The organism is Allobrachymonas denitrificans DSM 15123 (assembly GCF_900110225.1).
Classification (GTDB): Bacteria; Pseudomonadota; Gammaproteobacteria; order Burkholderiales; family Burkholderiaceae_C; genus Brachymonas; species Brachymonas denitrificans.
In genome coordinates this window covers 1-25,368 of record NZ_FOCW01000014.1, presented here as the reverse complement: position 1 = coordinate 25,368, position 25,368 = coordinate 1, and the positions used below count along the sequence as shown (strand labels likewise).

The following is a 25,368-nucleotide window of genomic DNA, read 5'->3' as shown; positions in this document are numbered from 1 at the left end:
TTACGCGATGATCTTGGCAACAACGCCGGCGCCGACGGTACGGCCGCCTTCGCGGATGGCGAAACGCAGACCTTCTTCCATGGCGATCGGGGCGATCAGCTTGACGGTGATCGACACGTTGTCACCCGGCATCACCATTTCCTTGTCGGCCGGCAGCTCGATGGCGCCAGTCACGTCGGTGGTGCGGAAGTAGAACTGCGGACGGTAGTTGTTGAAGAACGGCGTGTGACGGCCACCTTCGTCCTTGGACAGAACATACACCTCGGCGGTGAACTCGGTGTGCGGCTTGATGGAGCCCGGCTTGCACAGCACCTGGCCGCGCTCGACGTCTTCACGCTTGGTGCCGCGCAGCAGGATACCCACGTTGTCGCCAGCCTGGCCCTGATCCAGCAGCTTGCGGAACATTTCCACGCCCGTGCAGGTCGTCTTCTGGGTTTCCTTGATACCGACGATCTCGATTTCCTCGCCGACCTTGATGATGCCGCGCTCGACGCGACCGGTCACCACGGTACCGCGGCCGGAGATGGAGAACACGTCTTCCACCGGCATCAGGAACGCACCGTCAACAGCACGCTCGGGAGCGGGGATGTAGGAGTCCAGCGCCTCGGCCAGCTGCATGATGGCGCCTTCGCCCAGCTCGCCCGTGTCGCCTTCCAGCGCCAGCTTGGCAGAACCCTTGATGATGGGGGTGTCGTCGCCGGGGAAGTCGTACTTGCTCAGCAGTTCGCGCACTTCCATCTCGACCAGTTCCAGCAGCTCGGCGTCATCAACCATGTCGCACTTGTTCAGGAACACGATGATGTAGGGCACGCCCACCTGGCGGGACAGCAGGATGTGTTCGCGGGTCTGGGGCATCGGGCCGTCAGCGGCGGAGCACACCAGAATGGCGCCGTCCATCTGGGCAGCACCGGTAATCATGTTCTTCACGTAGTCGGCGTGGCCGGGGCAGTCAACGTGCGCGTAGTGGCGGTTGGCCGTCTCGTACTCGACGTGCGAGGTGTTGATCGTGATGCCGCGGGCCTTCTCTTCGGGCGCGTTGTCGATCTGGCTGTAGTCACGCGCTTCGCCGCCGAACTTCTTGGACAGCACCGTGGCGATTGCCGCAGTCAGGGTGGTCTTGCCGTGGTCCACGTGACCGATGGTGCCGACGTTCACGTGCGGCTTGGTCCGTTCAAACTTTTCCTTGGCCATTTTTTCGACTCCGAAAAACTAGTGTGTGTTGAGGTAAGAAACCACGGCATGCTAGCACAAGCCATGAATGGTGCCCATGGCGGGAATCGGACCCGCGACCTCTCCCTTACCAAGGGAGTGCTCTACCACTGAGCCACATGGGCGAAATTCGCACTGGATAACAACTCTGCTGCAGACCGTCTGGAGCGGGAGACGGGAATCGAACCCGCGTCATTAGCTTGGAAGGCTAAGGTTCTACCATTGAACTACTCCCGCGCACTTGATGGCGCCAGAGCCTAACCCTCAAGCCGCGGCAGTGCCGCACTCTGCATCAAAACTGTGGTGGAGAGGGCTGGATTCGAACCAGCGTACTCGTAAGAGGGCAGATTTACAGTCTGCTGCCATTAACCACTCGGCCACCTCTCCACAGCAAGACTCGAATTATGCCACGGTTTTTTGCGTTTTTACAAGCCTTCCGATTTTTTTCGAAATCGGCGCTTGCCGCAGTGGACGCGTGGCGTTCGCGTCAGGCGAACAATTGTGCCAGAGCCAGCCCCGGTTCTTCGGCACGCATGAAACTTTCTCCCACCAGGAAGGCCTGAATGCCGGCTCCGCGCAACACTTGCACGTCCTCGCGCGTCTGGATGCCGCTTTCGGCCACCAGCAACTGCTCGGCAGGCAGGCCCTGCTTCAGGCGGATGGTGGTCTGGATGTCGACCTCGAAAGTGCGCAGGTTGCGGTTGTTCACGCCCAGCAGCAGCTTGTCCGGCTGACGGGCATCCGCTGCAACGCGGCGGGCACGTTCCATTTCGGCCTCGTCGTGCACCTCGACCAGCACCGCCATATCCAGATCATGCGCAATGCGGGCGAAGTCGCGCATCTGTGCGTCATCCAGGCAGGCGGCAATCAGCAGGATGCAATCCGCGCCGATGCTGCGTGCCTCGTAGATCTGGTAGGGATCCACCATGAAGTCCTTGCGCAGCACCGGCAGGTCGCAACTGGCGCGCGCCTGCTTGAGGTAGTCATTGCAGCCCTGGAAGAACTGGCGGTCGGTCAGTACCGAGAGACAGGCCGCAGAGAGCTTGCCATCGCCTTCGGCGTAGCTCTGGGCGATGTCGGCCGGAATGAAATCCTCGCGAATCACGCCCTTGGACGGGCTGGCCTTCTTGACCTCGGCGATGATGGCCGGCTGGCCCGCTGCGATCTTTGCGCGCATGGCACCGGCGAAGTCGCGCGTGAGGACGCGGCTTTCGGCATCGGCGCGCATCTCGGCCAGGGATTTGCGCTGGAGGGCTGCCGCCACCTCTTCATGCTTGACGGCAACGATTTTCTGCAGGATGTCGGACATGTCAGTGTTTCTCGGATTCTTCGGAAGACTCGGGAGGCGGTGCGCGCAGCACCTTGAGGATGACGCGATGCATGACGATGGCCGCCACGATGGTAATCAGCGTGACCGCAAAGGCGATCCACGCGCCATCGGCAAACATCCAGGCCGGCATGCTCACAGCACCTTGGCCAGCTCGCAGCTCAGCTTGACGAACTGCTCCAGCTTGGCCTTGGCCGCACCGGAATCCAGCGCCTGGCGTGCACGCTCGATGCCCTGCTCCATGCTGTCGACGACGTTGGCGGCGTACAGGGCCATGCCGGCATTCATCAGCACCACGTCGCGTGCTGCGCCTTCGTGATTGTCAAGCACGCCGAGCAGCATCTGGCGCGATTCTTCGGGTGTTTTCACCTGCAGTGCACGCGTGCTGCGCATGGTGAGGCCGAAGTCTTCCGGATGGATTTCGTATTCGCTGACGACACCGTTCTTCAGCTCGCCCACCAGGGTGGCAGCGCCGAGGCTGATTTCGTCGAGGTTGTCACGACCATAGACCACCACCGCATGGTCGGCGCCCAGCTCTTCCAGCACGCGCACCTGGATGCCGACCAGGTCGGCATGGAACACGCCCATCAGGATGTTGGGCGCATCGGCCGGATTGGTGAGCGGGCCCAGGATGTTGAAGATGGTCTTGACGCCGAGTTCGCGCCGCACCGGGGCCACGTTCTTCATGGCCGGATGGTGGTTGGGGGCGAACATGAAGCCGATACCGACCTCGTCGATGCAGCGCGCAATGTCGGCGGGCGTCATGTCCAGGCTGGCACCCAGCGCTTCGACCACATCGGCACTGCCGGACTTGCTGCTGACGCTGCGGCCGCCGTGCTTGCTGATGCGGGCGCCCGCCGCTGCCGCCACGAACATGGCGCAGGTGGAGATGTTGAAGGTATGGGCACCGTCGCCGCCCGTGCCGACGATGTCGACCAGATGCGTCTTGTCCGCGATATTGACCTTGGTGGAGAACTCGCGCATGACCCTGGCGGCCGCGCTGATCTCGCCAATGGTTTCCTTCTTCACACGCAGGCCGGTCATGATGGCGGCCGTCATCACCGGAGAGACTTCGCCGGTCATGATCTGGCGCATCAGGCTCAGCATCTCGTCGTGGAAGATCTCGCGGTGTTCGATGGTGCGTTGCAGGGCTTCCTGCGGGGTGATGTGCAGAGGCTTGATCATGCTCGCTCCAGGAAATTCTTGAGCATGGCGTGGCCGTGCTCGGTCAGGATGCTTTCGGGATGGAACTGGACGCCTTCGACATCCAGCGTCTTGTGGCGCACGCCCATGATTTCACCATCATCGGTCCAGGCGGTGATCTCGAGCTCTTGCGGCAGGCTGGCACGTTCGATCGACAGCGAGTGGTAGCGGTTGACGGTGAACTGGCGCGGCAGGTTGCGGAACACGCCGGTCTGCGTGGTGGTGATGACGCTGGTCTTGCCGTGCATCAGCTCCTGCGCGCGGATGATGTTGCCGCCAAAGGCTGCGCCGATGGACTGGTGGCCCAGGCAGACACCGAGGATGGGCAGCTTGCCGGCAAAGTGTCTGATCGCCGGGACCGACACACCGGCCTCGTTGGGCGAACACGGGCCGGGGGAGATGCAGAGTCGGTCAAACGCACCCGCCTGGAACAACGCATCGAGCTGCTCCAGCGTGATTTCGTCGTTGCGGTGTACGATCACCTCGGCACCGAGTTCACCGAAATACTGGACGATGTTGTAGGTGAAGCTGTCGTAGTTGTCCACCATCAGGACCTTGGTCTTGTCGCTCATTGCAGGCCCTCCTCGACCAGTTCTGCCGCACGCATCAGGGCGCGCGACTTGTGTTCGGTTTCCTTCCATTCCATCTCGGGAATGCTGTCGGCCACCACGCCGGCGGAGGCCTGCACGTAGAGCATGCCGTCCTTGACGATGGCGGTGCGGATGGCGATGGCCACGTCCATGTCGCCGGCGTAGCTCAGGTAGCCGCAGGCGCCGCCGTAGATGCCACGCTTGACCGGCTCGAGTTCGTCGATCAGTTCCATGGCATGTACCTTGGGCGCACCGGTGAGCGTGCCCGCCGGGAAGGTGGCACGCAGCACGTCCATATTGCTCATGCCGTCCTGCAGCGTGCCCTGCACGTTGCTGACGATGTGCATCACGTGGCTGTAGCGCTCGACCACGAAGGCCTCCGTGACCTGTACCGAGCCGGTGGTGGCGATGCGGCCGATGTCGTTGCGCGCCAGGTCGATCAGCATGACGTGTTCGGCACGCTCCTTGGGATCGTTAACCAGTTCCTGCTCTGCGGCCAGATCCGCCTCGGGCGTGGCGCCGCGCGGGCGCGTGCCGGCGAGCGGGCGGATGGTAAGCGTCTGCGTGCCGTCGGACGCATGCTCGTGCCGCACCAGGATCTCGGGCGAGGCCCCCACCACCTGGAAATCGCCGAAGTGGTAGTAGTACATGTAGGGGCTCGGGTTGAGCGAGCGCAGCGCGCGGTACAGGTTGAGCGGGTGCGCGGCAAAGCGCTTCTTCAGGCGCTGGCCGACCTGCACCTGCATGAAGTCGCCGGCGGCGATCAGATCCTTGGCGCGCTGTACGGCAGACAGGTAGTCGTCCTTGGCGAAATTGCGCTCGATGGGCTCACTCCTGAACACGCCGGCGGGCGGTGCGATGGCAGGCTGGGCCAGCCGGTCCTTGAGTTCGCGCAGGCGCAGCTTGCCGCGGTTGAAGGCTTCGGGCTGCTTGGGATCGATGTAGATCAGGATGTACAGCTTGCCCGACAGGTTGTCGATCACCGCCACTTCCTCGCACTGCAGCAGCAGGATGTCGGGCGTGCCAAGTTCGTCCGGCGGACAGGAGGCTTCGAGCTTCTTCTCGATGTAGCGCACGGCGTCATAACCGAAATAGCCGGCGAGGCCTCCGCAAAAGCGCGGCATGCCGGGGCGCAGCGCCACCTTGAAGCGCTGCTGGTAGCTGGCGATGAAGTCGAGCGGGTTGCCGGTGGCGGTTTCGACCACCTGGCCGTCGGTGACGACTTCGGTCTTGGCATCGTCGCCAAAGCCACTGGCGCGCAGCAGCGTGCGCGCCGGCAGGCCGATGAAGCTGTAGCGGCCGAAGCGCTCGCCACCGACCACGGATTCGAGCAGAAAGCTGTTGCTGCCGCCATATTCGGCGTGGGCCAGCTTGAGGTAGAGGGAGAGCGGGGTCTCGAGGTCGGCAAAGGCCTCGAGCATGAGCGGGATGCGGTTGTAGCCCTGGGCGACCAGGCTGTTGAATTCGAGTTCAGTCATCATGAGGATTCACCTTGTGCAGGGGGCGGCTGCAATTGTTCGCGGGCAAGCGCAGAGCGCCTTGCATGCTAACGGCTGCATCATGCATCACGATGACAGCCAGCCCCGGGGAAATGGCGCCCGCCATGTGCTGGCCTTGCAGCGGACGGGCAGGAAACACCAGCGCAATCAGGCCGCGCCGAAGGCATTACAGGGACGCCAGGGCCAGGCTCCCCGGTCACTGCAACCTGTGGTGGTGTTTCGATGAATGAACATCGGATCAGTCTAGCAAAGTTTTTGCCGCAATGCAGCAGGGTGCTTTCCCGCAAGGGGGCCGTTTTTCGGTCGGCCCGGGCGGGTGTGGCGATCTGGAAGCATTACCCGGCCAAAGGCGCTGCCACAAGTTCGCTCAGGCTGTCGAGATAGCCGTCGGCGGACACTGCGCGGATCGGTTCGCCGTGGTTGTAACCGTAGCTCACCAGCAGCACCGGGCAACCGGCGGCGTGGGCGGCCTGGGCGTCATTGCTGGAATCACCCAGCATCAGCGTGGCCTGTGGCGGCGTGCGGAGTGCCCTGGCGGTTTCCAGCAGCGGCATGGGATCGGGCTTCTTGCGCGGAAAGGCATCGCCGCCGAAGACGAGCTGGAAATACTGGCGCAGGTCCAGGGCCTCCAGCAGCGCTTCTGCATGGGCTTGCGGCTTGTTGGTGAGACAGGCCATGGGCAGGCCGGCGACGTGCAGCTTCTGCAGGCCCTCGCGCACCCCGGCAAATACCTCGGCGAACTGGCCATTGATGGTGTGATAGTGCGCCTGATAGGAGCGCCACGCCTGTTCGTAGCGGGCTTCAGGCTGTGTTGCCGGGCAGCTGCTTTCGCAGACAGTCAGGCTGGCCTGGCGCATCTGTTCGGCCAGCACGGTGCGGATCAGGTGCTCGGAGCCCTTGCCCACTGTCTGGCTGATGAACTCGCGCGACACCGGCGGCAATTGCAGCTCGGCCAGCATGCGGTTGAGTGCCACTTCGAAATCGCCCAGGGTGTCGACCATGGTGCCGTCCAGGTCGACCATGGCTGCCTGGATGGCCAGCCCCTGCGTGGCACCTGGCCAGCTCAGGTAGATGGAGGGGGCGGAGGCGTCCGCCATCGAGACCGTGCTGGAAGCCACGTTACGTGGCGCGGCGGAAGCGGTTGCTTCGGAAGTCTGGCCCGCCCCGGTGAGGTGCTGCGGCACGTCGGCGCTCATGCCAGCGCCTTGCGCATGTGGGCAATCACCGCCGCGTAATCGGGCTTGCCGAAGATGGCGCTGCCGGCCACGAAGGTGTCGGCACCGGCATCGGCCACGCGACGGATGTTGTCAGCCTTGATGCCGCCATCCACTTCAAGACGGATATCCTTGCCGCAGGCCTCGATGCGCTTGCGCACAGCCTCGATCTTGCGCAGGGCGCTGTCGATGAAGCTCTGACCACCGAAACCGGGGTTGACGCTCATCAGCAGGATCAGGTCGATGTCATCGATGACCCAGTCGAGCACGTCCAGCGGCTCGGCCGGGTTGAATACCAGCCCCGCCTGGCAGCCTGCGCCCTTGATGGCCTGGATGCTGCGGTGCACGTGGCTGCTGGCGTCGGGGTGGAAGCTGATCAGGTCGGCGCCGGCCTGGGCAAAGGCCTGGGCCAGGGCATCGACGGGCTGCACCATCATGTGCACGTCCATCGGCACCGGCTTGCCGTCGGGCGTGACGGCGTGCGGCTTGATGGCCTGGCAGATCATGGGGCCGAAGGTGAGGTTGGGCACGTAATGGTTGTCCATCACGTCGAAGTGGATCCAGTCGGCGCCGGCGGCAATCACGTTGCGCACCTCGTCGCCCAGGCGGGCAAAGTCGGCCGAGAGAATGGAGGGGGCGATGCGGTAGGTGGTCATGCCCGGTATTGTCGCGCATCACGGCGGTGTCTGACACGGCTGTCAAGCTTTGCCGCTACCATAGCGCCCATGTCAGATTTCACCACCACCCCGCCCAATGCCGATTACCAGCTGACCGTCGCGGTCCGGCCGGAATACCTGCCCGACCAGTCCGAGCCGGCGGCGGAGCATTACGTTTTTGCCTACCACGTCACGATCACCAATACGGGACGGGTGGCGGCGCAGGTGGTGTCGCGCCACTGGATCATCACCGACGGGGATGGCCGCGAGGAACAGGTGAAAGGCCTGGCCGTGGTCGGCTACCAGCCGGTGCTCAAGCCCGGCGAGAAGTTCGAATACACCAGCGGCACGCCGCTGCGCACCTCGCATGGCGTGATGCGTGGCAGCTATTTCTGCGTGGCGGTGGACGGCGAGCGCTTCGAGGCGCCGATCGGCCCGTTTGCCCTGGTCGCCCCCGAGGCCGGCTCTGCCCCGGCGCAGTCGCATACGCTGCATTGAGATTGCATGGCAGCACGCACGCTCGATATCGAGACCCTGCTGGGCCGCATCGATCCCGACGCCGATCAGGTGGAGCGGCATCTGTGGCTGCATGACGTGCTGGAGTGGATCCGTGGCGATGCGCAGGATGCGCAGGCCTCGGTCGGACGGGTACGGCAGATGCTGGCTGCCATCGGCCGCATGCCCGAGTTGCCGCTGCGCTGGCGCGCCTGGTGGCAGCAATTCATCACCCATGTGGACGCCACGCCGCTGCTGGCCGACTACGGCTTTGCGCCGCGAACGGCCTTTGCCAGCGAACTCGGGCACCGGCTGCTGCGCAAGTGGCTGCCGCCCACGCCGGAAACCACCGATCTGTCGCAGCTGTTTCACCTGCTGTTTCCGCAGGCTTTCGATGCCAAGTGGATCCGCGCGCTGGATCCCGCTACATTGCAACACGCCGAAAGGCTGCTGTTTGCTCCGGCTACCCAAGGGGCTCCGGCGCAGGACGGGCAGCCTGGCCTCTGGGAAGACAGCGTGGCAGAGCCCGCCGTTGCACCTCCCCATATCGTGCTGGCCACCACGGCAAGTGCCTGGGGCCAGCCAGTGGCCACCTACTGGCAAAACGAGCTGATCGAAGCCATTGCCTACAGCGTCAGCCAGATCAGTGCCACCGGTTTTGCCAGCGAAATCCGCATGCGCATGGCCGAGGACGCTGAAACACAGCGCGCCTTTCACAGCCTGTCGCACTGCATGGACACCTGGACCCGCCAACTCGGCATCCACGGGCTGCAACACCCGGAAACCCTGGCAGCGACCGAATTATTGCGCGAGCAGCTCGCACACTGCCGCCGCGCTGCGGGCACCGTGTATGCACACCTTGCGGAGCAAGGCGTGTCGGTCGGCATCGTGTTTCGCCTGCGCCAGATGCGCGACCGCGTGCAGCGCGTGAACGAACTGCTGGATTGCCTGTTCAGCCAGAACTCCGCACACTCCACCGCGCGGCTGGTAGCGCGCCTGATCATGGTCGGACAGGAACGGCGCAGCGTGCGCAACCTGATCCGCAGCAGCTCGCACCTGACCGCCGCCAAGGTGGCCGAGCGCCATGCGGAAAGCGGCGAGACCTACATCACGCGCAATTTCCGCGAATGGCGCATCATGCTCGGCCATGCGCTGGGCGGCGGCTTTGCCATGGGATTTGCCGTCTGGTTCAAGTTCCTGATCGGCACCCTGGCGCTATCAATCTTCTGGGGCGGTCTGGTCGCCGGCATCAACTATGCGGTGATCTTCGTGCTGATCCAGCTGCTGCACTGGACCATCGCCACCAAGCAGCCCGCCGTGACGGCCCCGGCACTGGCAGCCCGCCTCAAGGCGATGGACCAGCCCAATGCGATCGATGCCTTCGTCGATGAAGTCTCGCACCTGATCCGCTCGCAGGTGATCGCCATTGCGGGCAACCTGCTGGCGGTGGTGCCCTGCGTGCTGCTGATTGCGGCAGCGCTGGAGCACGGCCTCGGGCAGTCGATCATCCCGGTCAAGACCGCCACCAGCACCATGGCGTCGCTCGACGTGTTCGGCACTACCGTGCTGTTTGCCGGCTTTACCGGCGTGCTGCTGTTTGCCTCCAGCATCATCGCGGGCTGGACCGAAAACTGGTTCGTGTTCCACCGCCTCGACTCTGCCATTGCGCACCATCCGCGCTTTCGCCGGTTGCTGGGTGTGGACCGTGCACGCCGGCTGGCGCACTGGATGCGCGAGCATGTATCGGGCCTGGCAGCCAACATTTCGCTTGGCCTGATGCTGGGGCTGACGCCTGCCATCGCCCTGTTCTTCGGCCTGGGTCTGGAAGTGCGCCACGTGACACTGGCCGCAGGACAACTGGCCGCTGCCGGCTATACGCTGGGCGGGCAGGTGCTGCACCAGCAGGAGTTCTGGCTGGCGCTGGCCGGCGTTGCGCTAGTCGGGCCGATCAATGTGATCGTGAGCTTCTACTTCGCCTTCCGCACCGCCGTTGCCGCCCACAACGTGCCGCGTGTGGATCGCCGCCGCATCAACGCGGCCTTGCGCTATCGTCTGCTGCATGCGCCGCTGAGCTTCATTTTTCCTCCGAAGAAGCGCAAGACGCCCTCTTCCCCGACCGGTTCGGGAAACTGACTGACTGCACCCCATGCCCGCCCTCCCCCGCTCCGGCGAATTCGCCCTGATCGACCGCCATTTCCGCCGCCCGCCGGTGTCCCGCAACGCAACAGTCGGCATCGGTGACGACTGCGCCCTGCTGGCGCCGCTCCCCAACGAGCAACTCGCCATCTCCACCGACATGCTGGTGGCGGGTCGGCACTTCTTCGAGGATGTGGATCCGGCTGCACTCGGCCACAAGGCGCTGGCAGTGAACCTGAGTGATCTGGCTGCCTGTGGTGCGCAGCCCCTGGGTGCCACGCTGGCCATCGCCTTGCCGGCCGTCGATGATGCCTGGCTGGAAGCCTTTGCCAGCGGCCTGTTTGCCCTGGCGGATGCCCACGCCTGCGAACTGGTGGGGGGTGATACCACACGGGGGCCCCTGACGCTCAGCCTGACGGTGTTCGGCAGCGTGCCTCCCGGCAGCGCCCATCTGCGCAGCGGTGCCAGCGCCGGCGACGACATCTATGTCAGCCACGCCCCGCTGCAAGGTCTGGGCGATGCACGGCTGGCCCTGCAGCTCCAGCAACTGGCACGTGGCGAGACGCCTTCGGCCGCCGCCACCCTGCAGGCACTGGACACGCGCCTGCGCCACCACCTGCTGCACATGACGCGCGTGCGTCTGGAGCTGCCCCAGCCCCGCGTGGCGCTGGGCCTGGCCTTGCGCGGCATCGCCAGCGCCTGTGCCGACCTCAGCGACGGCCTGACCGGTGATCTGGGCCACATCCTGCGCGCCTCCGGGTTGGGAGCCAGCCTCAAGGCGCTCGATGGCGCCGAAGGGCTGCTGCACGCCTGCAGCCCGGCGCTGCGCACGCTGGGGAACGACTTTGCCCTGGACATGGCACTTGCCGGTGGGGACGATTACGAACTGGTGTTCACCGCGCCTCCGGCTCGACGCGAGGCCGTGGCCGCTGCCGCAGCCCGCTGCGGTCTGTGCGCCAGCCGCATTGGCCGCATGGAGCCGCAGCCCGGCCTGCGCTGGATCGATCTGGAAGGACGGCAACAGACGCTGGCGGCCCAGGCCTTTGATCATTTCGCCTGAAGCAACGCCCCCCTGCCTGCGGCCCGCCCCGCTCTGCGACAATGCACGCCATGCCCAACGCCCCGCTTGCTCCCAGCCGACCCACCCTGTCCTTCCTGCTGCGCCATCCCGCGCACTGGATCGCCCTGGGTTTCGGCTCGGGCCTGAGCCCGAAAGCACCTGGTACAGCAGGCACGCTCTGGGCCTGGGCCGCCTGGCTGCTGTTGCAGACAGTTGTGACGCACACTGCGCTGGGCTGGCTGGTTCTACTGGGCATTCCGCTCGGCTGGTGGGCGTGCACCGTCACCGCGCGCAACATGGGCATCGCCGACCCCGGCAGCATCGTCTGGGATGAAGTGGTGGCCTTCTGGGCCGTGCTCTGGATCCTGCAGCCGGCGCTGGCCCTGGAGCCGTTTTCTGCGCAGGCCTGGATCTGGCAGGCCGCTGCCTTTGCCGTCTTCCGCTTCTTCGATGCCGCCAAACCCCCGCCGGTACGCTGCGCCGATCAGCGTTTCAAGGGTTTCGGCTGGCGCGGCGGCTGGGGCATCCTGTTTGACGACCTGGTGGCCGCTGCCTGCAGCGTGGCGGTGCTGACGCTGATCCACGCATCCGGCCTGCATGCGGGCTGGTGGCAATAAACCCCTTGCTCCTTAGCCGGACAACCCCGGCACGTAGCGGAACAGCGCATACAGCACCACGCCAGCCAAGCCGCCGATCACCGTGCCATTGAGCCGGATGAACTGCAGGTCGCGTCCCACGCTGCGCTCGATCTCCTGCACCATGTAGCGCGCATCCCAGTCCTGCACCGTGCGGCGGATATGCTCGGGGGCAATGTCGCGCAACTGATCGGCCACGTGCTCCACCGCGATGCGCAGCTGGTCATTGGCGGCATCCTGCCAGACCGCATCATCGCGCAGGCGCTCGCCCAGCTGCTGCGCATACTTCACGAAGTGGCGCGCGATCACCGAGTCCTCGCTGTCCAGATCATCGTGCAGCCAGGCACGCAACCGCGCCCAGAGTTGCTGCACATAGCCCTGCAAGGCCGGATGCAGCAGCAGCTGCGTCTTGAACTGCTGCACCTTCTGCTGCAACTCTGGCTCTTCTTCCAGCCGCGCCATCATGCGCACCACTTCCTCGCCATAGTGCACACGCAGCGGGTGCTCCGGGTCTTTCAGCACCACCACCACTTCGTCGATCAGGGCCTGGGCGAGCTTGTCCGCCAGACGATCGGCAATTTCCTCGGTGCGGTCCAGCTTGTCGGTGAACCAGGTCATCTTGGGATATTCGCGCCGCGCCATGGCCATCATCTTGTCGGAGATGAGTCCGCGGATTTCGGGGGCACTCACCCATTCGGCCATTTTCACCAGCCCCGCATTGAGCACGCGCTGATGGTGCTGGCCGTGCGTCAGCATCTGCATCAGCTGCGCGGCCGTGGGAGCGGCGTTCCAGTCGTGCAGCTGGCGCTTGACGATGGCGAGCAGATCGCGCTCGATGGCCGGATCATCCAGTGCCGCCAGCGACTGCCGCGCCCAACTGCGCAGCTGCGTGGCCAGATACGCCACCCGCTCGGGCTGGCTCAGATACTCGCCGATGCGCTGCGCCGGGTTGAAGGCGGCAATGCGCGGCAGCAGCACCGCCTTGTCCAGAAACTTGTCGCGCACGAAATGCGCCAGGTTGTCGGCAATGCGCTGCTGGTTGCGCGGGATGATGGCGGTGTGCGGAATCGGCAGACCCATCGGATGGCGGAACAGCGCCACCACGGCAAACCAGTCGGCCAGGGCACCCACCGTCGCGGCCTCGGCAAAGGCCCCGACCCAGGCCCAAGCGCCCTGCCGTCCAAAATAGTGGCTGAGCGCCAGCAGCAGCACGGCGAGCAACAATGCCCCCAGCGCAATGCCCTTCATGCGCCGCAGCTGGCGCGCCTTTTCTTCGGCCCGTTCGGCCGCCAAATCCGGGCCCGTCGGGCTTGCAGATGCTTGCTTCATGCGTCCCATTCTGCCTGCGCGAATGTCCCTGCGCAATCAGGGGATAAAGCGGAAAGCGCGTGGATATTGGCGCGTAATTTCATGACGAAAAGTGATAAAAGAATCGGCACAATGTCCGACACGAAACAAGAACACACCACCGCCAGACAAACGGTGGCCACCCTGAAAGGACAACCATGAAAGCCAGTTCCGTTCTCGACACCATCGGTCGCACCCCGCACATCCGCTACAGCCGCCTGTTTCCGGGCGGCCAGGAAGTCTGGATCAAGGCCGAGCGCTTCAACCCCGGCGGCAGCATCAAGGACCGCATCGCGCTGTCCATGATCGAGGCGGCCGAGCAATCCGGCCAACTGAAGCCGGGCGCCACCATCATCGAACCCACCTCCGGCAACACCGGCGTGGGTCTGGCCATGGTCGCGGCCGTAAAAGGCTACAAGCTGATCCTGGTGATGCCGGAAAGCATGAGCATCGAGCGCCGCCGCCTGATGCTGGCCTACGGCGCCAGCTTCGACCTGACGCCCAAGGAGAAGGGCATGAAAGGCGCCATCGCCCGCGCCGAGGAGCTGGCTGCGCAGACGCCGGGCTCCTGGATTCCCCAGCAGTTCGACAATGCCGCCAACCCCGAAGTGCATGCCCGCACCACGGCAGAAGAAATCGCGGCCGATTTCCCTGAAGGCCTGGATGTGCTGATCACCGGCGTCGGTACCGGTGGCCACATCACCGGCGTGGCCCGCGTGCTCAAGGCCAAATGGCCCCAACTCAAGGTCTATGCCGTCGAGCCCACGCTGTCTCCCGTCATCAGTGGCGGCCAACCCGGCCCGCACCCGATCCAGGGCATCGGCGCCGGCTTCATCCCAAAGAACCTGGACACCAGCCTGCTCGACGGTGTGATCCAGATCGAAGGCCCCGCTGCCATGGACTATGCCCGCCGCTCCGCCACGCAGGAAGGCCTGCTGGTCGGCATCAGCAGCGGCGCCACGCTGGCGGCCATTGCGCAGAAGCTGCCGGAGCTGCCTGCCGATGCCAAGGTGCTGGGCATCAACTACGACACGGGCGAGCGCTATCTGTCGATCGAGGGCTTCCTGCCTGCTTGAGGGTGTTGGCGGACTGTCTGGCTCCGCAGTCAGACAGTTGGGCACCAAAGCAAAAACCCGTCTGGATCCCTCCAGACGGGTTTTGTTTTGCGCTTGTCGTGCGCGATCAGCGCCCTGGCATCAACCCTGCTGCAGGCGCGCAATACGCTCTTCCAGCGGCGGGTGGGTAGAGAACAGCTTGCCCAGCCCACCGGTGATGCCGAAGGCCTGCATGCTCTGCGGCAGCGCGCCCGGCTGCATGCCGCCCAGACGATGCAGTGCGTTGATCATCGGCTGACGCTGGCCCATCAGCTGGGCAGAGCCGGCATCCGCACGGAACTCGCGCTGGCGGCTGAACCAGGCCACGATGATGGCAGCCAGGAAGCCCAGCACCAGATCCAGCACCATGGTGGTGATCATGTAGCCGATGCCCGGGCCGGAGCTGTCATCACCGCGGCGCAGGAAACCATCCACCAGCGAACCGATCACGCGGCTCAGGAACACGACGAAGGTGTTCATCACACCTTGGATCAGCGTCATGGTGACCATGTCGCCATTGGCAATGTGCGCAACCTCGTGCGCCAGCACGGCCTCGACCTCATCGCGCGTCATGCCCTGCAGCAGGCCGGTGGATACACCCACCAGCGCCGAGTTCTTGAAGGCGCCCGTGGCAAAGGCGTTCGGCTCGCCCTCGTAGATGCCCACTTCCGGCATGCCGATCTTGGCAGTGGTGGCCAGCTTGCGCACCGTCTCCACGATCCAGGCCTCGTCCGCGTTGCGCGGCTGGTCGATCATGTGCAGGCCCATGCTGGTCTTGGCCATGGTTTTGCTCATCAGCAGCGAGATGATGGCGCCAGTGAAGCCGATCACGAAGGCATACACCAGCAGGCTGGTGTAGTTGATGCCGTTGGCCGTCAGGTAGTGGTTCACCCCCAGCAGATTGGTCACGATGCCCAGCACCGCCACCACGGCCACGTTAGTCAGCAGGAACAGGAAAATGCGTTTCATGGCGTCTTTCTGAAAATCCGTCCGTCAGCCGGGCAGACAATCCGCCCGACAAAAGACAATGCGCATGGTAGGGGCAACTGGCCCGAATGCAAGAAACAGCCCGCCAATTCCCGCACGAATCGGGGCAGAAATCGCTGCAGGGATCACGCCGTCACATGCACCGGCGGCCGGCGCAAGGGCCGGAACACCTTCGGATCCTGATAGAAATCCGCCTCCGCATTGGCCGCCCACCATCCCGGTACGCCCAGCACCGGCAGATGCACGAACGGCTTGCCGCGCAAATGCTCTGCCGTCAGCGCCTCCGCCAGCCAGGCATCCCAGCGCGCTGCGCCCTCCGGCCCATCGGTGCAAAGGCCCGCAGCCGCAGGCACCCTATACACATGCGCCGTGATGCCCTTGAAGGGCTGAACCAATTGCTCCAGCGTCGCATGGCCGAACAGCACCAGCCGGCTTTCGGCCCACAAGGCGCGCAATGAACCAAACACTTCATCCCAGCGCTTCCACGCCAGCGCCTCCCACAAGGCATCCGGCGCCTGCAACAGCGCGACGTTCTCATCAAACAGGGTCAGCGCATCACGTACCGGTCCACGCGTGGCGCCGACCCCGCCCAGCCGCGCCAGTTCTTCGCCCTGCAGTGCATTCAGCCGCAACTTGGTGCGCGGAAAATGCAGCCACATCAGGCCATTGAAGAAATCATGCCAGTTGCTGCGCGTTGGCACCTGGCGCGTGTCGTAGATGAACTGCTCATAGGCCATGCCAGCAGGTAATTCCTCCTGCGGCACAAAGCAGACGCCAGCCGCACCTTCGCAGGCATTGAGGGCGGCGCAGACATCCCCTGTCTGCTGCCACCGCTGCATGGTCTGCAGGCCCACGGGCAACAGCGGGCGATGCCAAGCCGCCGTCCAGTCGGGCAAGCGCTCGGGAAACACCATCATGCGCGCGCACGCCGGAATGGCGTCAGGCCGTCACCAGACGCCAGCCCAACTCCTCGCCGCCACGCAGCGGCTTGAGTTCGGCTTCGCCGTAGGCAAAGCTCTCGGGCGTGGTCCAGCTCTCCTTGCGCAGCGTGATCGTGCCCGTATTGCGAGGCAGACCATAGAACGCGGGGCCGTTGAAGCTGGCAAAGGCTTCCAGCCTGTCCAGTGCGCCAGCGGCCTCGAAGGCTTCGGCGTACAGCTCCATGGCTGCGTGGGCCGTGTAGCAACCGGCGCAGCCCGTGGCGTGTTCCTTCAGGTGCGCCGCATGCGGAGCACTGTCAGTGCCCAGGAAGAAACGGTCACTGCCGCTGGTCGCCGCCTGCACCAGCGCCAGGCGGTGCACTTCGCGCTTGAGCACGGGCAGGCAGTAGTAATGCGGCCGGATGCCGCCGGTAAAGATCGCATTGCGGTTGTACAGCAGATGGTGCGCAGTGATGGTGGCGCCGGTGTACTGATCGGCCTGCGTCACATACTCCGCCGCATCCTTGGTGGTGATGTGCTCGAACACCACTTTCAGCTCCGGAAAATCGCGGCGCAGCGGCTGCATCACCTGCTCGATGAAAACCGCCTCGCGGTCGAAGATGTCAATGGCCGGATCGGTCACCTCACCATGCACCAGCAGCAGGATGCCTTCGCGCTGCATGGCCTCCAGCGTGGCGTAGGTCTTGCGGATATCCGTCACGCCCGCATCGCTGTTGGTCGTGGCACCGGCAGGATACAGCTTGAACGCCACCACGCCGGCGGCCTTGGCGCGCACCACTTCTTCAGGCGGCGTGTTGTCCGTCAGGTACAGCGTCATCAGCGGTTCGAAGCTCACACCCGCTGGCACGGCAGCCTGGATGCGCTGCTTGTACGCCAGAGCCTGTTCCGCCGTGGTCACCGGCGGCCTGAGGTTGGGCATGATGATGGCGCGGCCGAACTGCGCAGCCGTATGCGGAACGACCGTGTTCAGCGGAATACCATCGCGCACATGCAGGTGCCAGTCATCGGGGCGGGTGAGGGTCAGGGTGGTGGAAGTGCTCATCCTGCTATTTTCGCATTTGCTGCGCGGCTTGGGTGCACGGCATGCCCATCGCACAACGGCAAACGCCCGCACTTGCACAGCGCAAGCACGGGCGCCTGAGTTTCAGCACTCTCTCCAGCAGGGAGTCCCAGCTGCCTGAGCAGGCCGTCAGTGCTGCAGGATCTTGTTCAGGAAGTCCTTGGTCCGCGGCTGGCGCGCTTCTGGATTGCCAAAGAATTCTTCCTTGCTGCAATCCTCCAGAATCTTGCCGCCCACGTCGATGAAGATCACGCGGTTGGCCACCTTGCGCGCAAAGCCCATCTCGTGCGTCACCACCATCATGGTCATGCCTTCCTTGGCCAGGTTGACCATCACATCCAGCACCTCGCCCACCATCTCCGGGTCCAGTGCCGAAGTGGGCTCGTCGAACAGCATCACCACCGGGTCCATGCTCAGCGCGCGCGCAATCGCCACGCGCTGCTGCTGGCCGCCGGACAGCTGGCCGGGGAACTTGTCCTTGTGCGCCATCAGGCCCACGCGGTCCAGCATCTTCAGGCCGCGCTTCTTGGCCTCGTCCATGCTGCGCCCCAGCACCTTCACCTGTGCAATCGTCAGGTTCTCGGTCACGCTCAGGTGCGGAAACAGCTCGAAGTGCTGGAACACCATGCCGACCTGGCTGCGCAGTTTGGGCAGGTTGGTCCTGGAGTCGGTGAGCGACGTACCGTTGACGATGATCTCGCCCTTCTGGATCGGCTCCAGACCGTTCACGGTCTTGATCAGCGTCGACTTGCCCGAGCCCGAAGGCCCGCACACCACCACCACGTCACCCTTGTTGATATTCACATTGCAGTCCTGCAGCACCTGCACCGGACCGTACCACTTGGAGACGTTCTTTATTTGAATCATGTGTTCGGACATTTTGGACAATCTCCCCGTTCAGCGAATAATCGCAATTTTCTTGTTCAGGCGCTTCACTGCCCACGACAGGCTGAAGCAGATCACGAAATACATCACCGCCGCCATCAGATAGGTTTCGGTGGTACGGCCATAGTTCTTGCCCGCCGTTTCAAAACCCTTGAGCAGGTCATAGGCGCCGATGGCATACACCAGCGAGGTATCCTGAAACAGGATGATGGTCTGCGTCAGAAACACCGGCAGCATGTTGCGGAAGGCCTGCGGCAGAATCACCAGCCGCATGTTCTGCGCATAGCTCATCCCCAGCGCCTGCCCCGCAAACACCTGTCCGCGCGGAATCGACTGGATACCGGCGCGCACGATCTCGCTGAAATAGGCTGCCTCGAAGGCAATGAAGGTAATGATGGCCGAGTATTCTGCACCGATCGAGCGCCCGATCACCATGGGCACCAGCAGGAAGAACCACAGGATCACCATCACCAGCGGAATGGAGCGCATGCCGTTCACATAGAAGGCCGCAGGCGCATCCAGCCATTTCTTGCCGGACAGGCGCATCAGCGCCAGCACCGTGCCGAACAGGATGCCGCCAATCGTTGCCAGCACCGTCAGCAGAACGCTGAACTGCAGACCTTTGAGAATGTAGTTGCCAAAGAATTCGGCATCGAGGAAAGAGAAGCTCAGATTCATGATCAGTGCCCTCCCCCAGTACCGGATGCGACAAAGCCGGGCACACGCACCCGCCTTTCGATCACGGCCATGATGCGGTTGATGGCCAGTGCCGAAATCACGTACAGAACGGTCACCGCCACATAGATCTCGATCAGGCGCGCGGTTTCCTCACCGGCCTGCAGGGCAAACTGGGTCAGCTCCGGAATCGACACCGCAAACGCCGCTGCCGAGTTCTTGAAGATGTTCATCGACTCGCTCGTGAGCGGTGGAATGATGATGCGATAGGCCATGGGCAGCAGCACATAGCGGTAGTACTGCGGCGTCGTGAAACCCAATGCCATGCCGGCGTAGCGCTGCCCCTTGGGCAAGGCCTGGATGCCGGAGCGCACCTGCTCGGCAATCCGCGCCGAAGTGAACAGGCCCAGCGCCATCACCACCAGAATGAAGGGCGGCAGGCTCTTGGCTGCCGGCACCAGCGCAGGCAGCACGTGGTACCACAGGAAAATCTGTACCAGCAGCGGGATGTTGCGGAACCATTCCACCCAGGCATTGCCGATGCGTACCAGCCACGGAGAATCCGGCAGCGTGCGCAGCACCCCGATGATGGAGCCCATCACCAGCGCCACCAGCAGCGCCGTCACCGACACCCCCACGGTCCACCCCCAGGCAGAAAACAGCCAGTTCAGATAGCTGATATCCCGCCCGTTCCCCAGGCAGCCGGATATGGCATCGCCCGTGACGATGTCCTTGCAGAACACCGCCCAATCCAGATTTCCCATCATGGCCACTCCTTGTCCATGTTCTTATTGATCCAGCCGGCAAACACGGTGGATCCCTCCCCAAAAAACAGCGAGGCAGGAAGCGCCCTCCCGAAACCCGGGAGGCCTGCTCCTGCCTTTCAGTCGCTGGCCTGGCCGGGAGTCTTACTTGGCGTAATCTTCCATCGGCTTGTTGTTGGGGTTGGCCCAGGCGTCCTTGGTGCTGGCAGACAGCGGCAGACCCACCGTCACGTTGGCCGGCGGAATCGGCTGCAGGAACCAGCGGTCATACAGTTTTTCCAGGGAGCCATCGGCGATCTGGCGCTTGATGCTGTTGTCCACGGCTTCCTTGAACTTGGTATCGCCCTTGGGCAGCATGCACGCGATCGGCTCGACCGACAGGGCATCGCCCACCAGCACGAAATCCTTCGGGCTCTTGGACTTGGCGATGTTGGCCGCCAGGATGGAACCGTCCATCACGAAGGCATCGGCACGGCCGGACTCCAGCATCAGGAAGCTGTCTGCATGGTCCTTGCCCATCACTTCCTTGAAGTCCAGGCCCTGGGCGCGGTCGTTCTTGCGCAGGGTCTGCACCGAGGTGGTACCGGTCGTGGTCACCACGGTCTTGCCCTTCAGGTCCGCCACGCCCTTGATGCCGGAGTTGGCCTTGGTTGCGATGCGCACTTCTTCCACATACGTGGTGATGGCGAAATCGGCATCTTTCTGGCGTGCGGTGTTGTTGGTGGTGGAACCGCATTCGAAGTCGATGGTACCGTTCTGCAGCAGCGGAATGCGGTTCTGCGAGGTGATCGGCTGGTAGTTGATCTTGATCTCGGTGCCCAGCTCCTTCTTCAGGTCATCCACGATGCGCTCGGCCATCTCGGTGTGGAAACCCACGTACTTGCCATTGCCCAGCGTATAGCCCAGGCCGGAAGACTCGCGCACACCCAGATTCACCACGCCGCTGGACTTGATCTTGCCCAGCGTATCCACGGCAGCGGCAGGCGCCGCAGCGGCGGCAGAACCCGCGTCGGCTGCGGCCGAAGCCGGCGCCGAAGTCCCTGCGTCCTTCTGGCCACAACCAGCCAGAACCAGCAATGCCGCGCCAGCGACGGCCATCAATTGAGTGCGCATAGTCATACTCCTGTCAGGAAAGAATTCGAGGGACCGATTAGGCCTGAAACAGATCGAACGAGCGTACAGGTTTACCCTGATTTCCCCACAAATCCGCTACAAGTCATCGACTAAATCACGTTTGGCATGCCTCAGCCCCATTTTTGGGGCCGTCAGCTCATGCACGCTGTTACCTTAACAGGAAGCAGTGCAGTTTTCATTGTGCAAAGCCCTCTGACGCAAAAGAATCCGCAAAGTCCCTGCTTTGCTGCAAGGCCCACATCTCGGCATACTGCCCTTGCCGGGCCAGCAAGGCCTCGTGGGTGCCCCGCTCCACCACACGCCCCTGATCCAGCACCAGAATTTCGTGGGCATCCACCACGGTGGACAGTCGATGGGCGATCACCAGCGTGGTCTTGTTGTCAGCCACCTGGCGCAACTCCGCCTGAATCGCACGCTCGGTGGCAGAGTCCAGCGCGGACGTCGCTTCATCCAGCACCATGATGGGCGGATTCTTGAGTAACGCACGAGCAATTGCCACCCGCTGCTTTTCCCCGCCCGAAAGCTTCAGTCCGCGCTCGCCTACCATGGTCGCATAGCCCTTGGGCGTGCGCTCGATGAAGTCATGGATGCGCGCAGCCTTGGCCGCCCGCACGATCGCGTCCTGATCGGCCTCGGTATTGCCATAGCCGATGTTGTAGGCCACCGTGTCATTGAACAGCACAGTATCCTGCGGCACGATGCCAATCGCGCGGCGCAAGCTGTCCTGAGTCACATCACGCAGATCCTGGCCGTCGATCGTGATACCTCCCTGCTGCACATCGTAGAAGCGGTACAGCAAGCGGGCCAGCGTGGATTTGCCTGCCCCCGAGGGTCCGACCACCGCAACCGTCTTGCCCGGAGGCACCTCGAAGCTCACATCATGCAGAATTGGTCGTGCCGGATCATAGGAAAATGACACATTCTCGAAGCGAATGACCGGCAGGCCGTGTTGCAAATGCAGCGCTGCCGCCCCGGTACGATCCTCGATCTCGCGCGGCATGTCGATCAGGGTGAACATCTTGTCCAGATCGGTCAGGCTCTGCTTGATCTCGCGATACAGCACGCCCAGAAAGTTCAGCGGAATGTACAGCTGGATCATGAAGGCGTTGATCATCACCAGGTCACCGATCGTCAGCCGCCCCTCGGCCACCCCTTGCGTCGCCCGCCACAGCATGGCCACCAACGCAACCGCAATGATCAGTTGCTGCCCGCTGTTGAGCAGGCTCAACGTGCTCTGACTCTTGATCGCCGCCTTGCGGTACTGCTCCAGGCGCACGTCATAACGCGTTGCCTCATACTCCTCATTGTTGAAGTACTTGACGGTCTCGTAGTTGAGCAAGGCATCCACCGCCCGACTGTGCGCCACCGAATCCAGCCGGTTCATTTCACGCCGCAATTCGGTACGCCACTCCGTCACGCTCACGGTGAAGAAGATATACAGCACCAGCGCCACGCCGGTAATCAAGGCAAATCCGGCATCGAACTTCACCGCCAGGATACCAAGCACCAGACTCACTTCGATCAGCGTCGGCAGGATGCTGTACAGGGAGAATGACACCAGCGAATGCACCGCCCGGGTGCCCCGCTCGATATCACGCGTCATGCCACCAGTCTGCCGTTCCAGATGGAAGCGCAGACTGAGACTGTGCAGATGCCTGAAGACCCGCAGCGCGATGCTGCGCGCCGCCCCCTCCGTCGCCTTGGAAAATACCAGCTCACGCAGCTCCGTGAAAACGGAAGTCGCCAACCGGAGCAGGCCATAGGCCAACAGCAAACCCACCGGCACCACCAGCATCGCCTCGGCGCTGCCCGGTCGAACGTTCATCGCGTCCACCAGCTGTTTCAGGAGCAGCGGAACGCCGATATTTGCCAGCTTCGCCCCCACCATCAACAGCAACGCAATCAACACGCGCCATCGGTACTCCCAGAGATAGGGCAACAGGCGCTTGAGGGTATTCCAGTCATTACGCTTGACCGGCTTTCCCGCATCACCTTCCACATATCCCCCTCGCGCCATTCCCCGCATCCACGCTACTCCTTCGCTTTCAGCATTACGAACTGAATGTATCCGTTTCGTGTCCGAGACACGCCGTATCGCTCTCCTCCATTGCAGGAGTCAAGAAGCCGATCACCGAAACTGAGTTGATCCAGGCCCGGGAGTAGGCCGCAGGCTCAACGCTGACGGCTTCAGACCCAGACCCAGACCCAGACCCAGACTCAGACTCGGACCGCGGCTTAGAGACTTCGACCGCGTGCCCGGTATCAATCTCGGTCTCGGTCTCGGTCTCGGTCTCGGTCTCGGTCTTCCAGTGAATCATAGACTCGACGTGGACATGCATGGTTCCATATCCCCGACACCATGCACCCGTAACGGCGATGCCCATAAACAATGTCTTCACGGTGCGGCACAATCACTGTTAGCAAGAAGACTTTGTCATGAACCACGAATATCCCGCAGTCCTCCCCACCATGTCCACGCACGCACATAACGCCCGCCCATCTCCCAAGCGTCCATTTCTTGACCGCCTGCCGGACTCCACTGAAACCCATGAACTGGTGCTCAAAGTCGTTCCCATGCCGGCAGACTGCAATGCCAATGGGGACATCTTTGGCGGATGGGTCATGGCCCAGGTCGACGTGGCCGGTGCCATTGCGGCATTCCGAAAGACCCGCGGACGCACCGCTACCGTAGCAGTGAAGGAGTTCATCTTCAAACAGCCGGTGCGCGTCGGCGACATCCTTTCCTTCTATGCGTCAGTTCAGCGCGTGGGGAACACATCCATCACCATTTGCGTTGAGGTGTACGCGGAAACCTTCAATGACCAGGGCCGCTACCTCAAGGTGACCGACGCTGTGGTGACCTATGTCGCCATCGATGAAGAGGGAAAGCCGAGAACCATACAACAGTAGTCCAAGCCGCCCACGGACATGCAAAAGCGTGCTCTCGGCTGAACAGCGGGGCTTGCTGTAATACTTCTGTCAAGAATCAGATGTATCATCGCACTCTTCAAAAATAAGAGTCCTTTCGTACTCAGAATTTTTGAATTTGAGCAGCTTTACTTTGATGCCTCACACGCAACAAGTAAGCAAATATTTTGAATCTCATTCTTTAACCCAATGCGCAGCCATTCAGCAACAGTCTCTCCGGCAGACAACGAACGCTCGGAACGAGGCATCACGTGGAAACAGATCGTAGAAAACCTGGATCAACCGCAGTTCCAGCTCAGCATTCGCCAGGTGATGCGAAGTGAAGCGTTGGAACACTATCAGCATGATGCCTCGATTCAGTTCGAGCGAACCGGGGAGTTGACCTACAAGGCCCTGATTACGCCTCATGGACTCAGTAGCGTGCATGGATGGCAGTGTCCCGCCATCATCCGCTTCATCGCACAGACCTTGGGATCGCGTCTCATCGCTGCTCATGGCTACGATTGGTATCGTACCAGTTGCAGCACTACGGAAGAAGAACTGCATCCCGAGCAGACGACGACTCTTTACTTCCACATGCTGGAAAGCACTGCCAGCACACTCTCACAGCCAGCTGTAGAAAAGAATGGCCAGTATTGGAGCCAGGCCATCGCCACCGTACCGGAGCGTCCGGAACTCAGCCGTGATCTGCTTCGCCCCGGCTTTTGCTGGTAAGTGCCTGACATCCAACCATCCAAGAGCAAAATGAGAAAAGGGAAGGCACACGCCTTCCCTTCTTTCTGACTTTGACGAGCTGTGCATAACGCAGCAGGACGCCTTCCTGCAAACCGTGCCCTTCATGAAGAATGAGCATAAAAAATTGCTGGTGTCAAGCCCCGTGTGCAAATCGCCCACGGCTTGAAACTCTATACAAGACGCTAGGTTAGGTCTGTTTTGGGCCGCTTGAAGTGACTTCGGCGTTGTGGGCTAGGTGCCACATAAGAGCGACGAGAAAGAAAGCCGGGGCGCGTTGCATCGGGTGCATTTCCCAACAGCAGGCCGACTTGCCTCTCCATATTAGCCCAACTGGAGTTGACCCACTTCCGTGGACGGGTATTGGTTTGATTCTCAAACCGTTTCGGGCGTTGCCTCGACGTGTAGGTGAACGTCTTCGACAACATCAAACAGGGTTTCTTGACTCCTTTCAAAGTTCAGAGGTGAGAGGTAGCCCAAGCCGCTGTGGCGGCGTCTGGGGTTGTACCAACCTTCAATCCATGTGAAGACCGCCATGCGGGCCTGGGCTTTGCTCTGGAAACTGTTGCGCTCAATCAGTTCGCCTTCAAGACTGGCAAAGAAGCTCTCAGCCATGGCGTTGTCGTAGGCATCGCCCACCGTCCCCATGGAAGGCCGAACGCTCATCTGCCGGCAGCGTTCGCCGAAGGCCTGGCTCGTGTACTGGCTACCCTGGTCCGAGTGATGGATGACGCCCTTGGGCTTGCGCTGCTCCAGTGCCATGTTCAACGCCGCGAGAACAAGGTCTGAGGTCATGC

At 62.7% G+C, this 25,368-nt stretch carries 25 protein-coding genes and 3 tRNA genes; 7 read left to right on the top strand and 21 right to left on the bottom strand.

Features of this window, described 5'->3' with window-relative positions:
- The 11 genes from tuf to rpe all read right to left on the bottom strand — a co-directional run bounded on the left by tuf (position 1) and on the right by rpe (position 7,698).
- Positions 1 to 1,191, bottom strand: coding sequence for an elongation factor Tu (tuf, locus tag BMW28_RS12430; protein ID WP_091815611.1), 1,191 nt, complete (start codon positions 1,189 to 1,191; stop codon positions 1 to 3).
- Positions 1,192 to 1,259: 68 nt separating this feature from the next.
- A tRNA-Thr gene (locus BMW28_RS12425) sits at positions 1,260 to 1,334 on the bottom strand.
- A gap of 38 nt (positions 1,335 to 1,372) precedes the next feature.
- Positions 1,373 to 1,446 (bottom strand) — tRNA-Gly (locus BMW28_RS12420).
- 64 nt (positions 1,447 to 1,510) lie between these two features.
- Positions 1,511 to 1,596, bottom strand: a tRNA-Tyr gene (locus tag BMW28_RS12415).
- Between the two features lie 100 nt (positions 1,597 to 1,696).
- A complete protein-coding gene (trpC, locus tag BMW28_RS12410) occupies positions 1,697 to 2,518 on the bottom strand; it encodes an indole-3-glycerol phosphate synthase TrpC (RefSeq protein WP_091818403.1) in 822 nt (273 codons plus the stop codon).
- A 1-nt stretch (position 2,519) separates the two neighbouring features.
- Positions 2,520 to 2,669, bottom strand: coding sequence for a hypothetical protein (locus BMW28_RS12955; protein ID WP_159430764.1), 150 nt, complete (start codon positions 2,667 to 2,669; stop codon positions 2,520 to 2,522).
- A gap of 2 nt (positions 2,670 to 2,671) precedes the next feature.
- Positions 2,672 to 3,721: an anthranilate phosphoribosyltransferase gene (gene trpD, locus BMW28_RS12405; protein WP_091818401.1), complete on the bottom strand. Its 1,050-nt coding sequence runs from the start codon at positions 3,719 to 3,721 to the stop codon at positions 2,672 to 2,674.
- Positions 3,718 to 4,311, bottom strand: coding sequence for an anthranilate synthase component II (locus tag BMW28_RS12400; protein WP_091818400.1), 594 nt, complete (start codon positions 4,309 to 4,311; stop codon positions 3,718 to 3,720). Before BMW28_RS12400 ends, trpD begins: the two co-directional genes overlap by 4 nt.
- Positions 4,308 to 5,810 carry an anthranilate synthase component I gene (gene trpE, locus BMW28_RS12395; RefSeq protein ID WP_091818398.1) on the bottom strand — a complete coding sequence of 501 codons (1,503 nt, stop codon included), beginning with the start codon at positions 5,808 to 5,810 and terminating at the stop codon, positions 4,308 to 4,310. The genes BMW28_RS12400 and trpE overlap by 4 nt, the downstream gene beginning before the upstream one ends.
- A gap of 353 nt (positions 5,811 to 6,163) precedes the next feature.
- Positions 6,164 to 6,850 (bottom strand): phosphoglycolate phosphatase, encoded by a 687-nt coding sequence (gene gph / locus BMW28_RS12390; RefSeq protein ID WP_234970151.1) that lies wholly within the window; start codon positions 6,848 to 6,850, stop codon positions 6,164 to 6,166.
- Between the two features lie 170 nt (positions 6,851 to 7,020).
- Complete coding sequence (gene rpe, locus BMW28_RS12385; protein ID WP_091818397.1) at positions 7,021 to 7,698, bottom strand: ribulose-phosphate 3-epimerase; 678 nt, start codon at positions 7,696 to 7,698, stop codon at positions 7,021 to 7,023.
- Between the two features lie 69 nt (positions 7,699 to 7,767).
- Between rpe and apaG the strand changes: the two genes are divergently transcribed.
- Genes apaG through BMW28_RS12365 form a run of 4 tightly spaced genes read left to right on the top strand, consistent with a single transcriptional unit; the run spans position 7,768 to position 12,006 of the window.
- Positions 7,768 to 8,196: a Co2+/Mg2+ efflux protein ApaG gene (gene apaG, locus BMW28_RS12380; protein ID WP_091818395.1), complete on the top strand. Its 429-nt coding sequence runs from the start codon at positions 7,768 to 7,770 to the stop codon at positions 8,194 to 8,196.
- Positions 8,197 to 8,202: 6 nt separating this feature from the next.
- Positions 8,203 to 10,326, top strand: a complete 2,124-nt coding sequence (locus BMW28_RS12375) for a site-specific recombinase (RefSeq protein ID WP_091818394.1) — start codon at positions 8,203 to 8,205, stop codon at positions 10,324 to 10,326.
- A 13-nt stretch (positions 10,327 to 10,339) separates the two neighbouring features.
- Positions 10,340 to 11,389 carry a thiamine-phosphate kinase gene (thiL, locus tag BMW28_RS12370; RefSeq protein ID WP_091818392.1) on the top strand — a complete coding sequence of 350 codons (1,050 nt, stop codon included), beginning with the start codon at positions 10,340 to 10,342 and terminating at the stop codon, positions 11,387 to 11,389.
- Positions 11,390 to 11,430: 41 nt separating this feature from the next.
- Positions 11,431 to 12,006: a phosphatidylglycerophosphatase A family protein gene (locus tag BMW28_RS12365; protein WP_091818391.1), complete on the top strand. Its 576-nt coding sequence runs from the start codon at positions 11,431 to 11,433 to the stop codon at positions 12,004 to 12,006.
- Positions 12,007 to 12,018: 12 nt separating this feature from the next.
- On the opposite strand, the gene BMW28_RS12360 is transcribed toward BMW28_RS12365, so the two are convergent.
- Positions 12,019 to 13,353, bottom strand: coding sequence for a DUF445 domain-containing protein (locus BMW28_RS12360; RefSeq protein WP_159430763.1), 1,335 nt, complete (start codon positions 13,351 to 13,353; stop codon positions 12,019 to 12,021).
- Positions 13,354 to 13,529: 176 nt separating this feature from the next.
- Here BMW28_RS12360 and cysK point away from each other — a divergent pair, with 176 nt between their 5' ends.
- Complete coding sequence (gene cysK / locus BMW28_RS12355) at positions 13,530 to 14,447, top strand: cysteine synthase A (protein WP_091818387.1); 918 nt, start codon at positions 13,530 to 13,532, stop codon at positions 14,445 to 14,447.
- 120 nt (positions 14,448 to 14,567) lie between these two features.
- Here cysK and htpX read toward each other — a convergent pair whose 3' ends face one another.
- From htpX to BMW28_RS12315, 8 genes are all read right to left on the bottom strand, one after another.
- Complete coding sequence (htpX, locus tag BMW28_RS12350; RefSeq protein WP_091818385.1) at positions 14,568 to 15,434, bottom strand: protease HtpX; 867 nt, start codon at positions 15,432 to 15,434, stop codon at positions 14,568 to 14,570.
- A gap of 143 nt (positions 15,435 to 15,577) precedes the next feature.
- The gene (locus BMW28_RS12345) at positions 15,578 to 16,369 is read right to left on the bottom strand and encodes a DUF3025 domain-containing protein (RefSeq protein WP_234970150.1); all 792 of its coding nucleotides are present in this window, start codon (positions 16,367 to 16,369) and stop codon (positions 15,578 to 15,580) included.
- A gap of 22 nt (positions 16,370 to 16,391) precedes the next feature.
- Positions 16,392 to 17,435, bottom strand: coding sequence for a dihydroorotase (gene pyrC / locus BMW28_RS12340; RefSeq protein ID WP_091818383.1), 1,044 nt, complete (start codon positions 17,433 to 17,435; stop codon positions 16,392 to 16,394).
- Positions 17,436 to 17,582: 147 nt separating this feature from the next.
- Complete coding sequence (locus tag BMW28_RS12335; RefSeq protein ID WP_091818408.1) at positions 17,583 to 18,320, bottom strand: amino acid ABC transporter ATP-binding protein; 738 nt, start codon at positions 18,318 to 18,320, stop codon at positions 17,583 to 17,585.
- Between the two features lie 30 nt (positions 18,321 to 18,350).
- Positions 18,351 to 19,016 carry an amino acid ABC transporter permease gene (locus BMW28_RS12330; protein ID WP_091818381.1) on the bottom strand — a complete coding sequence of 222 codons (666 nt, stop codon included), beginning with the start codon at positions 19,014 to 19,016 and terminating at the stop codon, positions 18,351 to 18,353.
- A 2-nt stretch (positions 19,017 to 19,018) separates the two neighbouring features.
- On the bottom strand, positions 19,019 to 19,780 hold the full coding sequence (locus tag BMW28_RS12325; protein WP_091818407.1) for an amino acid ABC transporter permease: 762 nt from the start codon (positions 19,778 to 19,780) through the stop codon (positions 19,019 to 19,021).
- A 141-nt stretch (positions 19,781 to 19,921) separates the two neighbouring features.
- On the bottom strand, positions 19,922 to 20,890 hold the full coding sequence (locus tag BMW28_RS12320) for an amino acid ABC transporter substrate-binding protein (protein WP_200785800.1): 969 nt from the start codon (positions 20,888 to 20,890) through the stop codon (positions 19,922 to 19,924).
- Between the two features lie 196 nt (positions 20,891 to 21,086).
- A complete protein-coding gene (locus tag BMW28_RS12315; RefSeq protein WP_200785801.1) occupies positions 21,087 to 22,928 on the bottom strand; it encodes an ABCB family ABC transporter ATP-binding protein/permease in 1,842 nt (613 codons plus the stop codon).
- 557 nt (positions 22,929 to 23,485) lie between these two features.
- On the opposite strand from BMW28_RS12315, the gene BMW28_RS12305 reads away from it, so the two are divergent.
- Together BMW28_RS12305 and BMW28_RS12300 are read left to right on the top strand one after the other, a co-directional pair.
- Entirely contained in the window at positions 23,486 to 23,821 is a 336-nt protein-coding gene (locus BMW28_RS12305; protein WP_407640958.1) for an acyl-CoA thioesterase, read from the top strand.
- Positions 23,822 to 24,028: 207 nt separating this feature from the next.
- Complete coding sequence (locus BMW28_RS12300) at positions 24,029 to 24,553, top strand: hypothetical protein (RefSeq protein ID WP_091818374.1); 525 nt, start codon at positions 24,029 to 24,031, stop codon at positions 24,551 to 24,553.
- A gap of 393 nt (positions 24,554 to 24,946) precedes the next feature.
- Here the strand turns inward: BMW28_RS12300 and BMW28_RS12295 are convergent.
- Positions 24,947 to 25,368, bottom strand: a 422-nt coding sequence (locus BMW28_RS12295) for an integrase core domain-containing protein (protein ID WP_143280604.1), incomplete at its 5' end; no start/stop codon positions are given.